Annotated in this window: 7 protein-coding genes; 1 reads left to right on the top strand and 6 read right to left on the bottom strand. The window is 60.6% G+C overall.

The window, feature by feature from the left end; genetic code table 11:
• Positions 1-88: 88 nt before the first annotated feature.
• Entirely contained in the window at positions 89-1,642 is a 1,554-nt protein-coding gene (spoVB, locus tag PA598K_RS19535) for a stage V sporulation protein B (protein WP_128658576.1), read from the top strand.
• Positions 1,643-1,663: 21 nt separating this feature from the next.
• Here spoVB and PA598K_RS19540 read toward each other — a convergent pair whose 3' ends face one another.
• From PA598K_RS19540 to PA598K_RS19565, 6 genes are all read right to left on the bottom strand, one after another.
• On the bottom strand, positions 1,664-2,299 hold the full coding sequence (locus tag PA598K_RS19540) for an HAD family hydrolase (RefSeq protein WP_128658577.1): 636 nt from the start codon (positions 2,297-2,299) through the stop codon (positions 1,664-1,666).
• Between the two features lie 53 nt (positions 2,300-2,352).
• On the bottom strand, positions 2,353-3,567 hold the full coding sequence (locus PA598K_RS19545; RefSeq protein WP_128658578.1) for a stalk domain-containing protein: 1,215 nt from the start codon (positions 3,565-3,567) through the stop codon (positions 2,353-2,355).
• Positions 3,568-3,729: 162 nt separating this feature from the next.
• Positions 3,730-7,107, bottom strand: coding sequence for a glycoside hydrolase family 2 TIM barrel-domain containing protein (locus PA598K_RS19550; RefSeq protein ID WP_128658579.1), 3,378 nt, complete (start codon positions 7,105-7,107; stop codon positions 3,730-3,732).
• A complete protein-coding gene (locus PA598K_RS19555; protein WP_128658580.1) occupies positions 7,101-8,831 on the bottom strand; it encodes a hypothetical protein in 1,731 nt (576 codons plus the stop codon). Before PA598K_RS19555 ends, PA598K_RS19550 begins: the two co-directional genes overlap by 7 nt.
• 117 nt (positions 8,832-8,948) lie before the next feature.
• Positions 8,949-10,733: a sensor histidine kinase gene (locus PA598K_RS19560; RefSeq protein WP_128658581.1), complete on the bottom strand. Its 1,785-nt coding sequence runs from the start codon at positions 10,731-10,733 to the stop codon at positions 8,949-8,951.
• Positions 10,734-11,209: 476 nt separating this feature from the next.
• Positions 11,210-13,684, bottom strand: a 2,475-nt coding sequence (locus PA598K_RS19565) for a glycoside hydrolase family 95 protein (RefSeq protein WP_148091969.1), incomplete at its 5' end; no start/stop codon positions are given.

The following is a 13,684-nucleotide window of genomic DNA, read 5'->3' on the forward strand; positions in this document are numbered from 1 at the left end:
TGATCGGACTTGGAGAATTGGCTTGTTCGCATGCTTTGCGTGTTCCTGAATACATATAAGTATTCCGCAAACAGGAGGACAACGCTACATGTCACAACACGGGCAATCGTTCATGAGAGGGACGCTGGTCTTGTCTGCCGCCGCCTTCATCAATCGGATCCTCGGCTTCATCAGCGGCATGTATATCTCTCGCGTGCTGGGCGCGGAGGGCATCGGCATCCTGATGATGGCCCATCCGCTCGTCCCGCTCGTCATCACGATCACCGAGCTGGGACTGCCGGTCGCCATCTCCAAGCTCGTCGCTGAGGCCAATGCTCGCGGCGAACGGGCCAAGGTGCGGCGCATCCTGCATGTGTCGTTGGCGGTGACGGGTGTGCTGAGCGTCACGCTCACCACCTTGTCGCTGCTCGGCTCGGAGTGGATCGCCTCGATCCTGCTTAGCGATCAGCGCGCCTACTATGCGATGCTGGCGATCACGCCGATCGCGCCGATTATCGCCGTCTCGGCTGTGCTCAAGGGCTACTTCCGCGGCATGCAGCGGATGAGTACGATCGCCGCCTCCGATGTGCTGGAGCATACGGTACAGATCGCTTGCGTGCTCGCGCTCGTCCACCTTCTACTGCCGTACGGGATCGCCTATGCGGCTGCCGGAGCGATGGCCGCCTCGGTCGTCAGCGAAGCGATCAGCCTCTCCTTCCTGCTCATCAGCTACAAGCTTAAGGGCGAGGTCAAGCTCCCCGGCGAGACGTGGTCGAGCCATCTGAGACATGGGCGCAGGACGCTTGGCGAGCTGCTGCAGATCGGACTGCCGACGACCGGCCAGGGCGTCGCACACTCCTTGTACAGCGCCTTTCAGCCGCTGTTGATCACGAGCAGCCTGGCGCTCGCTGGCATCGGTACAGAGATGGCTACCATGCAATTTGGCCTGCTAGCCGGATATGTTTTCCCGCTGCTGTTCATGCCGAGCTTCATCACCCATTCGCTGTCTACTGCGCTAATCCCGGCGATCGGCGAGGCTGCGGCCAACCGAAATAGCCTGCTCATCCATGAGCGGATGAGTCAGGCGGTCAAGCTAGGGCTATTGATCGGCGCACCGGCGACGATCATCTTGTACGAGTGGGCGACGCCGTTAACGTCATTAATTTATAACGCCCCGGAGGCAGGCGTGCTGCTGGCGATCCTGGCGCCGATCTTCTTCCTGCATTATCTCGACGCGCCGCTGCATGCGATCCTGCTCGGTCTCGGCCAGGCCAACGCCATGCTGTGGAACTATGTGGTCGCCACCGTGACCCGGGCCGTCTCGATTTTCGTGCTGGGCAGCCATCTCGGCATTACCGGCGTCGCTTACGGCATCGGGATCGGCATCGCCGTGCAGACGCTGCTCAACTTCCTGTCGATCTCCGGCTCGATCGGCTTCTACTGGAGCGTCCGCCCGCTCCTCAAGGTCGGCATATGCACGATGCTGATGGGGATCGGCGGCGACGAGGCGTATCGCTACCTGCTGGCCAGCCACAGTCTGCCGCCAGCCTGGAGCGTTGCCGTCTCCATCACCTGCGCCTTGCTGCTCTACCTGCTCGCTCTGCTCATCACAGGGATGCTCCCCGGCAAGAAGCGGCGCTGGCGGTTTGCGATTCCTTGGTGAGGGGCAGTGGGCTCTATCAAATTACATTTGAATAATGTCCTTTAGTTCACCCAGAGTTTTGATTCGATAGCTGGCCCGTGAGAAGTCATGTGTTTTTGTGAATTCGTTATGAACAATAGCGCAGTCGATACCAGCAGCTACAGCCGAGCTCAAACCTCTGTTTGAATCTTCCACAACCAGGGTCTCTTCTTTGGTAGCTCCGAAGCGCGCAAGACCAGTCAAGTAAGGCTCTGGGTGCGGCTTGGCATGTTTATAGTCCTCGCGAACAAGTACAAACTCCATGAATTGAGTAATATGACGTTTTTCATGAATCAATTGAAAATCTACCCGTTTTGCAGTCGTCACGATGGCCATACGGACATACGTTGACAGTTCCTCTAGAGTTTCAACTACGCCTTCGATTTCTATGGCTTCTTTTCTTAGATATTCCTGATAATAGACGTCTCGAACCTCGCGCTGCTTGCTGATGGTCTGTTCATCAATACCTGCCGCCCTGGCTTGAGACCAAGTACCCAAGGGCTGGGTCATATCACGAAGGTATTGTTCTTTATCCAAGGTAAATCCAATGTCTTGCAGAGCGCATTCTCCCGCTTTGTAGTACCAAAATTCTGTATCCACTAGAACACCATCATGATCAAAGAGTATAAACTTTTTCATTGTTCGTCCTCCTTCTTCAGTCACGTGTTCCACTGTGCGAGACAAGATGGACATCAGCCTGAGGCACTCCCTTCAAGCATGTCGGTTGTCACATTGACTCCCCGGATATCCGGATCCCAATGCACAGGCAGATCAAACGCAGCCGTGACAGCCCGGATCGGCACATAGGCTCTGCCGTTGTGGAGCACCGGCTGTAGCTCAGAAGCTGCCACTTGACCATCGATCCATAGCTGAGGACTGCCGTTATCCGAGGGCTTCGCCACACTCTGCTTGGTACGAATCAATACGCTTCGAGTTGCAGAGTCCCATGTCACTGGAGTGTCGACTAAGGAAGCTATCGCGCGCACAGGTACATATGCCCGGTCGTCCACCATAAGGACAGCGAAGGAAGGATCGGCCATCGGCACGCCGTTAAGGGATAGAAACGCTGTTTTTGAAGGCAAAAGCTCGACATTAGGCGTCCAGCTCCATCCTACTGAACTTACTGTAATATCGCCTTTGCCGGGGAGTACCCGTTTTGTCGTTCCATCGAACCCTTCGCCATAGCCAGGCAAGACAATATCAAAATCATAGCGACCAAACGTTGAAGTCCCTTTATAGATTAAAACGGAGTCCTTGGACGGATATAATACGCCTTCGGAGGATAGTTGCGCGCTGCGGTTGTTGATCGTCCTCGTCCAGAATACGTAAATGACACCCGACTCGTTCACATCATTATCTCCCTCGATTCGCAGCTTCTCCCCAAAGTGTACGGAGGTTGGCTCCATCGAGGATACAGTCGGAGCGACTGCCAAGTTCCAGAAGTTTTCATAGGCGTCTGCATCCTGAAGCACGATACGTTGCGCCTCCAGCGTCACAGCCAGCCGATCCTGCCCCGCAGTGGAAAGCACGACGGTAGAGCCATCTGTTAGATTCACGCTCATCTGTAGGTTTAACCGGAAATCGTCTTCCCCTGGCAAAGCTTTGAGCTCGCCTTTCTCTGATACGCTTTTCATGAGGCCGCAGACGGTGGCGATGCCTTGCCGATCCTCCTGTCGCTTGCCAAACAGCGGTATGTAGCTTTCAAAGCTGTAGCTCATCAGTACCTGATCGACCGTCTCCGGTCGGCAGTCTGCCGCCTTGGCGCGAACCCCCTCCAAGGTAGGGACGAACGCAGCGCCATCGACCGGAGCAGCGATTGACCACAACAGTAGTGATACAACAAAAAGAAGCGCAGCTTTCCGTCCACTCGCGAGACCATTTTCTAGCGTAGTAAATGCAGCCTTCATTTGTATTCCTCCCTTTCATCTATATCATTTCAACATCATTCCATTCACTTCCTTTTCTAAGATTGGATATTATTGTACAATCTCTCTCTGTGGAACCACCAACCCTATTTCAATTACAAAACACCGCAGCCCGTGCTCCCCCAAGCTGCGGTATTTTGTTTGTCACTTTACCTCTACTCCTACGGGCTTCGGCAGCGGCACTAAATGCACCGTGAATTCCATCGCTTCCGGAGCGATCAGGTAGGCGGGCAAGGTGGGCGCATAGCCGCAGCTATGATTGCCCAGCCCCGACTGACGCCAGTCGGCGTGGACCTCAACCTCGCCCTGCGGGAGCAGCTCCTCATGGTGCGTCGCCGCGCTCAGTGCCCGAGTGCCGTACCGATTGACGCCGACCTGGCCGAGCGGAGCGCCCGCGCCCGCTCCGGTGATCCGAAGCCCTGCGCCATCGAAGTCCGAGAGCGTCGCCCACCGCACCTCGGCCTTGCTGCCGCTCTCCTGCGGCTTGATGTACGGCACGAACGCCTCATCGATGCCGCTCTCGTATACGCCGAGCTTGCCACTGGACCTGCGGTCGGCGTAGCACTCATGAGGCCCAAGGCCGAACCAGGCGAACTGCTCGAAGCGCTCTGGCATCGTCCAACGGATACCGAATCGCGGCAGCGGCGGCAGCCCTTCCTTCAGCGGCTCCAGCCGACTCTCCAGCAGGATATCGCCCTGGCTTCCGATCGTATAACGCTGCATCGCAAGGAATATCGGCCGCGAGCCGCGCGAGCCGAGTACAGAGCGCGTCTCGATCCGGACAGCAGCCTGCTCCTGCAGCCGATGCCACTCAACGCTGCGAACATTGCTCTCCAGCTCGTGGTAGCCCGCTTCGCGCCACTGCTTCGCCAGATGGACGTCATTGTCCACCGGTGCCCGCCACAGCTCGATGCGCGGGCCCTGTCCGAACAACGTGACGCCTTGATGCTCCCAAGAGGATAGTTCGCCGAGCTGCTTATCGAAGGTCAGCGAGAAGCCGTCGCCGCTGACGACGATGCGGCGCGCTTCCTCTGTAGCAGACACGCCATTGTCGCCGCCAACGAGGATGGCTGAGCTTGCGATCTCATACGTCCCTGCCACGTTTTCTGTTGTCCCGGCTTCTGTTGTCGCTCCCCCGGTTGCACCCGCTCTCTGTCCTGTCGCCGGCTGCGACAGATGCGGCAGCGGTACATCGGCCCAGGCGACCTCATGACCCGCCTCCGCCCAGACAGTGCTCTCTCGCAGGACGAAGCTGACATGCAGCCAGGTCTCGCCGACCGCCTCCGCGCATATGCTGTAAGGGATGACGACCCGCTCCTCTCCCCCGGCCGGGGTATGCAGTGGCGGCAGCTCACCCTCTTGCAGCAGGAGACCCTCGCGGTACACGCGCCAGCGCAGGGAGAGATGAGCGAGCGAGAGCGTATCGTACCGGTTGGCGATCCGCAGGACACCGCGCTCCGGCTGCTCCGGCCGCACATGTACCGGCTCGATGGCCTTCTTGAACTCGAGCAAGGCGGGCTTCGGACGGCGACCCGGGAACAGCAGACCGTCGATGCAGAAATGGCCGCTATGCGGCACATCGCCGAAGTCGCCGCCATATGCGTAACAGACGCTGCCGTCGTCCATCTGGCGGCGGATCGCGAGATCGGTCCATTCCCAGATCAGGCCGCCGCACAGGCGCGGATAGCGGTAGACCGTGTCCCAATACTCCTGCTGGTTGCCGAGCGCATTGCCCATCGCATGACCGAACTCCACCATCAGATAAGGCCGCGCATCGTCCTTCTCCCCCTCGGCGATCAGCATGTCGACCGACGGGTACATCGAGCTGACGATATCGACGATCGGCGCCGCTCCGGCCCGCTCGTAGTGGATCGGGCGCGTCGGGTCGGCCGCTCTCGTCCATGCCGCCATCGCATCGTGGTTTGGCCCGTAGCCCGATTCATTGCCGAGCGACCAGACGATGATGGACGGGTGATTTTTGTCCCGCTCGACCAGTCGAGCCATCCGGTCCAGGAACGCCTCTCGCCACTCGGGGTCCTCGGCCAGCCGACTCTCGTAAGCCGTCTTCTCGTCAGGATTGTTGATCCAGCGGCTGATCTCGCCGAGGAAGACACAGCCATGCGTCTCCAGATCGGCCTCATCGATGACGTACAGCCCATACTCGTCGCACAGCTCCAGCCAGCGCTCGTCGTTCGGGTAGTGCGAGCAGCGCACCGTGTTGATGTTGTGCTGCTTCATCAGGGTAATGTCGCGGACCATCGCCTCCATCGTCGTCACAAGCCCAAGATCAGGGTCCCACTCGTTGCGATTAACGCCGCGCATGATGATCGGCGATCCATTGATGAGCAAGCGACCCGCCTCCACGCTTACCTCCCGGAAGCCGACGCGATAACGTTGCGCCTCCAGCACCGCGCCCTCCTCGTCGACAAGCGTCAGCAGCAGCGTATAAAGGACAGGCCGCTCGGCCGACCACAGCTCGGGAGCATCGACCGGCAACTCGGCGCAGACAACCGTCGTCTCTCCCAGAGCAGGTGCTACTGCGTCCAGCAGCACGCTTGCCAGCAGCCCATTCGCTGCCGCATCCCCAGTGCTCCTCTCGCCAGCAGATACCTTGCCAACCTGCGCGTAACTCTTCAGTCTCTCGCTCGCCAACACCTCGCTAACCCGGTCCTCGTCAGCCAACACCTCCCCGCTCGGACCGAACAGCTCGGCCCGGATCGTGCAGCCCGTCCCGGGACGGGCCATCCGGTTGCTGAGCGTCGCCGACAGCTCCAGCGTCCCTCGCCGATACGGCGCCCCCAGCCGCGTGCGGAGACGGACGTCGAACAGGTGGACAGGCGGCACCGACAGCAGATAGACATCGCGGAAGATGCCGCTGAGCCGCCACTTGTCCTGATCCTCCAGATAACTGCCGGTCGTCCATTGATAGACGCGGACCGCCAGCTTGTTCGGACCCGGCCGGAGATGGGCAGTCACGTCGAACTCCATCCGGTTATGGCTGCCCTGACCGAAGCCGACAAGCGCGCCATTGACCCACACATGGAAGGCCGCATCGACGCCGTCGAACGCCAGCAGCACCGCCCGTTCCGACCAATCCTCCGGCACCTCGAACATCCGCGCATAGCTGCCGGTCGGGTTCATCCTCGGGATGAAGGGCGGGTCGACCGGGAATGGATATTTGCTGCTGCTGTACAAGGGAGTTCCGTAGCCATGGAGCTGCCAGTTGGACGGCACCGGCAGCGTCGCCCACGCCTCGCAGTCGTACGACAGCTCGTAAAATCGCTCCGGCGCTTCCTGCGGGCACTCGGCGTAATCGAAGCGCCAGTCGCCGCTCAGACTGCGATAATAAGGCGAAGCCGCCGCCTCGCCAGCCAAGGCCTCCTGTGCGATCGCGTAGGGCAATGCCGCGGCTCGCGGACGCTCGGCGTTGCGCTGCAGCACCCGCAGATTCTCGTAATCCGGCACGCCATGTTCGTGAGCAGGCGGCAACCCCGCCCGCTCCGATCCTGACCAGCTTACCATACGAACTCTCGATCCAAGCGGCGGTAGTCGCCCTCGCGCATCGGCGCTTCATCGAATACCTGACGACCGGTATACAGCGGCTTGTTGGTACCCTGCGGGGTGATGCCGACAACATCGTCGCCGCGCCACTGCGTCTCGAAGGTCTGACCGACCGCATGCTCCTGCGTCGTCCGAATGCTGAGCGGGAAGGTTACCGTGATGCGTTCCCCGGCTTTTGCACGACCGAGCGCGAGGAAATGACGGTTCACCCAACTGCTCGCTTCGCCGCCCTTACCTTCCACGACAGCGCCGTCCGACTCGCGGACGTAGCGAATCTTCGTGAAGCCCGCCCACTCCGGGATGCGGATCAGCAGACGATCGATATCCTCATGGACATCCAGCACAACCTTGCCTTCATGGGGCAGATGACTGCTGACGTCAAGTAGCCGGGAGCCGCGATTGAGCAGGAAGTTAACGCTGACGGTGCCATCCTTCTCGGTGATCGTGTTGCTCCAGCCCATGAACAGACCGCGCGTGCCCGAGCCGAGGCAGCAGAGCTGCAGATCGCTTGTATGGCCCCGGCCCTCGATGACGTCGCAGACGAAGTCGTTGGGCGCAGAGTAGCCGGCAAAGGAGCCGCGCGTCCGCTCCGCGACCTTGTAGTACGACTTGTTGGCCGGGATATCGCGCGACTTGTCGTCCGTCTGCTCCACCCAGTCGAGATCGAGCAGTTGAGACTCAGCCAGATGATTGCGCAGGAAGCGCTCGACGACGCCCCAGTACTCGACATAGCCGCTCTTGGCGAGCGTGATGCCGCAGGCGATCAGATCGACCAGTGAGCAGGTCTCATGCTCGTACGCCTGCTCATGCAGGTCGCCCGGTGTCCAGCCGAACGCGGTACACTTGGTGAGCGCCCAGTCGTAGCTCTTCTTCACCCAGGCGATCGTCGCCGCGTTGCCCGTGTACATGCCGAAGCGAGCGATCGCATCCAGCGTGCCGAGACGGGTGTGGAAATGGCCGCTGCGGTACGCAAGCGAGTCGTTGAAGCTGCCGTCCTCGCGGAAGACGCCGCTGCGCTCCATGATAAGCGCCGTGAAAAACTGGCACAGCTCGTAGGCGTCCTCATTGCCAGTCAGCTCATGATACTTGAGCAGCGGCATCACCAGTCTGCCGCAGAAGGCAGCCGGGTCCGGCGCCAGCCGCAGCTGCACGCCGTTGGCCGACGGCCAGCCCGTCTCCTTGTACTCGGAGGCCGGATAATACCAGACGTCCCGCTCCTTGATAGCGATCCGCTTCAACGCCGCTACGTGACGGTCCGCCGCCTCCTTCACCTTCGGATCGCCCGTCTCCAGATACCAGCTTGTCAGCGACAGGATGACGGCGCGCTGGTCGATCAGGTTGGCATTGGGCTCCCAGTCGCGGGTCGGATTGATCTGCCGGTAGCTCATGCCGTCCTCCTTGAAGAAGGACAGCAGATTGGCCCGATATCGCGCCTCGACCTCTTGCCCCCGCATATCGCCCGACATATGACGTGCCAGCACGAGACCGTCGATCATCCGCCCATGCGAGGAGCCGTAATCCCAGTCCCCATGTTGCACGTAGGCGGGCTTGTGCTTCAGATTGGCGCTAAAAAACGGGATACCTCCATGGTCGTCGTCGGCCATACCGATCATCGCATTAATTGCATGGGCTGCGCGCTCCTCCAGCATCAGCGTATCGGGGATGTACTTTTTGCTTTGTTCCATAATATTCCGCTCCTTTGAACCAAGTTGCGTCCGAATCGACGCTTGAACGTTACGTTTGTTGTTGCTGCCTTCGGCCCGTCGTCGCATCTGCCATGGCTCGGCTGAAGCCGTCCCCCGTCACCGCTCCCCTGGCGCGTCCGCGCGCCCCTCTGGCATCATGAGCTTCAGCGTAAATGTCGTGCCCACTCCCTCTCGGCTATCAATGAGGAGCTGTGTTCCGCCCCCATAAAAGGCACGGATGCGCTCGCTGACGTTATAGAGGCCATAGCCTGAATTTTCGCTTTGCAGCTCCTGGCGGTCCCGCTCGTTGCCTAACACCTCGCGGATCAGGCGAAGCCGCTCCGGCGAGATGCCAGGGCCGTTGTCGGCGATGACGATGGTCAGCTCCTCATCCTGCCGCGTGACGGTCAGCTCGATCACGCCGGTCTTGCGACTGCGGCCGATGCCATGCTGGATGCAATTCTCCACAAGCGGCTGTAGGATGAACTTCGGACAGCGGATATCTTCGACTCGCGTCTCGATGTGAATTGCGAATTGCAGCCGATCCAGCATCCGCAGCTTGTGCATCTCCAGATAGTGGCGGACGTTGTCGATTTCGTTTTGCAGCATCATCTCGTTGTCCCCGGAGTTCAACGTGTATCGGAGCAGTCGGCCGAAGGTGTACGTCGCATCGACGACCTCCTGATCGTTGTTGATCTCGGCCAGCATGCGGATCGACTCCAGCGTATTGTAGAGGAAATGAGGCTTGATCTGCGCCTGCAGCACCAGATAATCCGCCTCTTTCTTCATCAGCTCGGTCCGATGCACCGTATTCAGCAGCTCGTCGATCCGGCCGACCATCGAGTTGTAGGAGCGCGTCAGGAAATCGATCTCGTCGTTGTGCGTGCCGGTCTCATAGTAAGTCAGCTTGTGCTCGTCTGCCGACCGCATATGCCGGGCCAGCCCGAGAATCCGGCGCACGAGCGAGGTCGCCGTCGCATAATAGATGCCCGTCAGAACGATCAGGCCGATGAGCAGCGCTAGCGCCAGCACGATCGTCTTGGTCCGGATATCGACGAACACCTCGTCCATCTCGCCAAAAAAATAAAACGTCATCGACAGCTCTGGAATCGACAGCGAATTGACGAGCGAGCGCTGGCTGCTGGAATAGGCATAGCCTTGCTGACTGTCGTCCGTCATCGCAAGTAACGCCGCCTTCTGCGCATCCTCCAGCTCCAGCCCCTCGCTCCGGTAGACCTGTGCGCCGTCTTGCAGGATCAGCACCTGCATGCTCTGGTTGACGTCGACCGCCTGGAGGAAATTGCGCAGCAGCGCATCGTTGACGACAATCTCCAGCACCGCCAACGGCTTCGTATAACTGTCATTGTAGATACGCTGATAGTAGCTGAGGCTCGGCAACGCAGTCGCCCCGTCGCCGTCGCGGCGCAGCCAGACGCCCTCATCGACATTAACCTTGGCCAATCTGGCCAGCGGGCGTTCATCCGTCTGCTCCAGTTCCTCCAGCTCCTCCAGTTCGCCCGCGACCGCGTGGACCTGGGGCAACACTTTGTACAGCTTGATCGTCGAGATCTCGCGGTTGCGTGACTGGGCGTAGAGAAACTGAGGACGGATATCCTTCAGGTAGTTGTACACATGCTGCAGCTCCGAGCCATAGGCCCCATTCAGATAGTCGATCAGCGGCTGATTGTTCTGGAACAGGGCGTGGATCGACGATACCTGATTGAGACTGGAGCGGAATCCCTCTCCGGCCTGCACGACCAGCCGCTGCTTGCTCTCCGAGTACTCCGACATGACGTCCATGTGGAACTGGTTGTATAAGTAACCGCCGAATACGATGATCGGCAGCAACACGAGCAGCAGGTACCCGAGCGCCATCTTTTGCACGATCCGCAAGTTTTTCATAGCCACGGCCTTCCTTTACATCTGGACGCTTCTTCATATGAAGCGTTTCCATCATAGTTGCACCTATTATATAGGCCGCCTGTGGCAACAGACAACTTGCTATATCTGGCGCTCGCCCAGGTGAAACGGTTGGAGTTTCGGGATGCCGTGGTATCAGAGTGCCGTGGTGCTCCAGTGCACCTTTCTTTCCTTGCTCGTACGGATGTCCGTTGCTCGGCCGCTCGGGGCACCACTGCAACTCTAGTTTCTAGAGCTATTCAGCTCGCCGACTGCCCTGCGCACCGTTTTAACTCTAGTTTGTAGAGTTACCCAGCCGTCTGACCGCCCAGCGCTCCGCTACAACTCTAGTTTCTAGAGTTACCCAGCCGTCCGACTGCCCTGCGCTCCGCTGCAACTCTAGTTTGTAGAGTTACCCAGCCGTCCGACTGCCCTGCGCACCATTGCAACTCTAGTTTGTAGAGTTACTCCACTCGCGACTACGCCCGGCGGATCGTGTAGACGCCGCCCGCCTCCACTGAGAAGCTGAACAAACCTGGCTCTGCCTGCTCCCCGGATGCCATCCCTTCGCTGCTCTCGGAAGAGGACGATACAGCATCGCGTACCAGCGACACGGCCCCACTATCGGCCGCGCCATCAACCAGCGACCCAGCACAGCCGCCGACCAATGGCTCAGTCCCGTCCACAGCCAGAGGCACAGCCGCGCGCACTACGCAGCGCCCGGGCTGCGAGGCGCGGAGGACGGCGCGCTCCAAGCGCCCCTCCGACCACTCGAGAGCCAGCAGCTCGTAGCCGCCGCGAGCTCGCAAGCCGCTCACACGCCCGGACGGCCAAGCCTGCGGGAGCGCGGGCAGCAGATGCAGCTCGCCGTCATGGCTCTGCAGCAGCAGCTCCGCGATCCCCGCCGTCGCGGCGAAGTTGGCCTCGATGGTGAGTGGATAGAAGGTGATCTTCGGATGGCGATGAGCGTTGAACAGATTCGGGAACGGGTTGCCCAGCAGCTTGGTCAGGTAATGATGCGCCATCTCCGCATCCTCCAGCCGGGCGTATAGGCTAATATTCCACGCATAACACCAGCCGATCGTGTCCTCGCCCTCGTGCGCGCGACGGCGGTCAAGACTGATGCGCGCCGCGCGAGCCAGCTCCGGCGTGCCGCGCACGGTAATCTGACGGCCGGGATGCAGCGGGTACAAATGAGCGGTATGGCGATGGCCCGGCTCCGCCTCCTCAAAGTCGCGATACCACTCCTGGAGCTGGCCATGACGACCGATCTGCAGCGACGGCAGCCGCTCCAGCGCAGCGCGAAGCGTCTCCCCGAGCTCAGCGTCCAGCCCCAATAGCTGCGTCGCCTCGAGACAGTGGCCGAACAGCTCGCGCATGAGTGCGATGTCCATCGTCGCGCTCATGCTGACCGCCGCCCGCTGGCCGTCCTCGGTGAGGAAGCTGTTCTCCGGCGAGGTTGACGGCACCGAGACAAGATAGCCCTCGTCGTCCTCTACCAGGTAGTCCAGGCAGAACTGCGCCGCCTCCTTCATGATCGGATAGGCCCGATTCGCCAGGAAGTCGCGATCGCGGCTATAGTCGTAATGCTCCCACAGATGCTGGCACAGCCAGACGCCGCCCATCGGCCAGTACGCCCAGCTCGCCGAGCCGGGAGAAGGCGTCGTGTTGCGCCACAGATCGACGTTGTGATGCGCCGCCCAGCCCCGACAGCCGTAATAGGCCTCCGCCATGTGCGCCCCGGCGATTCGCAAGTCGTCCAGCAGGTCGAACAGCGGCTCGTGGAACTCCGGCAGATGACACACCTCGGCCGGCCAGTAGTTCATCTGTGTGTTGATGTTGATCGTATAGTTGCAGGACCAGGGCGGCTTCGTCCTGTCATTCCAGATGCCCTGCAACGTCGTCGCCTGCGTGCCGGGTCGCGAGGCACTAATCATCAGATAGCGGCCGAAGTCAAAAAACAACGTCGCCAGCCGCTCATCCGCCTGGCCCTCCCGTACGGCGGCGATCCGCTCGTCGGTCGGCAGATCGGCCCTCCCCGGCGCGTCCAGCTCCAGCTCAACGCGGTCAAAGTAAAATGAGAAGTCCGCAACGTGGCGCTCCCGCAGCTCGGCATAGCTGAGCGACGACGCCTGCCGCAGCGCGGCCTCGCAGCGCGGTCTCGGGTCTCGCCCCTCCCGTACAGGATCGCGGTCGAAGCCGTTGTAGCTGGTCGCCGCTGTCAACAGCAGCGTCACTGCGTTCGCCCCTTGCACGACCAGACGCCCGCCATGCGTCTCCACCGTGCCGCTCTCGGCGACTGCTTGCAGATGGATCTCGAAGCGCAGACTCGCTGTCTTGTCATAGATGACCGTATCGTCCGAGTGCTGCCGCTCCTGGTCGAGCAGGCTAGGCGCTGTACCGCTGAGTATTAGCCGGTCAGTACCGCATTTTTCCACGGCGTAGTTCAGCCTGCTGGTGAGCGCGACCTCGAGACTGATCGCTCCCGGACGGTCGGCCTGCAGCCGCACCGCCAGAACATCGTCGACCGCTGACGCCAGCACCTCCCGTTCCATCCGGATGCCGCCCGTCGCATAGCTGACACGGCACAGACCGCTGCGCAGATCGAGCTCTCTCCGATAGTCCTCCACCGCCGACGGGTGACTCATCTCCCATGTCAGATCGCCCATCGCCTGGAACGCATGCCCGGCAGGCCCCAGCATATGCTGCTCAATGATCTCCTGCGCCTCGCTATAGCGTCCCTCGAAGATCAGCCTGCGGCTCTCCTCCAGATAGCGGATTGGCTCTTCGCGCTCGGGGCCTCGCTTCGTGCCTGACCACAGCGTATCCTCGTTGAGCGCGATCCGCTCGCGCTTGCTGCCCCCGTACACCATGCCGCCGAGCCGACCATTGCCAACCGGCAACGCCTCGACCCATTCGTCCGCCGGCTGGCGGTACCACAGCTTCTTGTCGTC

Origin of the sequence: Paenibacillus sp. 598K, assembly GCF_003851045.1 — a bacterium.
Taxonomy (GTDB): Bacteria; Bacillota; Bacilli; order Paenibacillales; family Paenibacillaceae; genus Paenibacillus_D.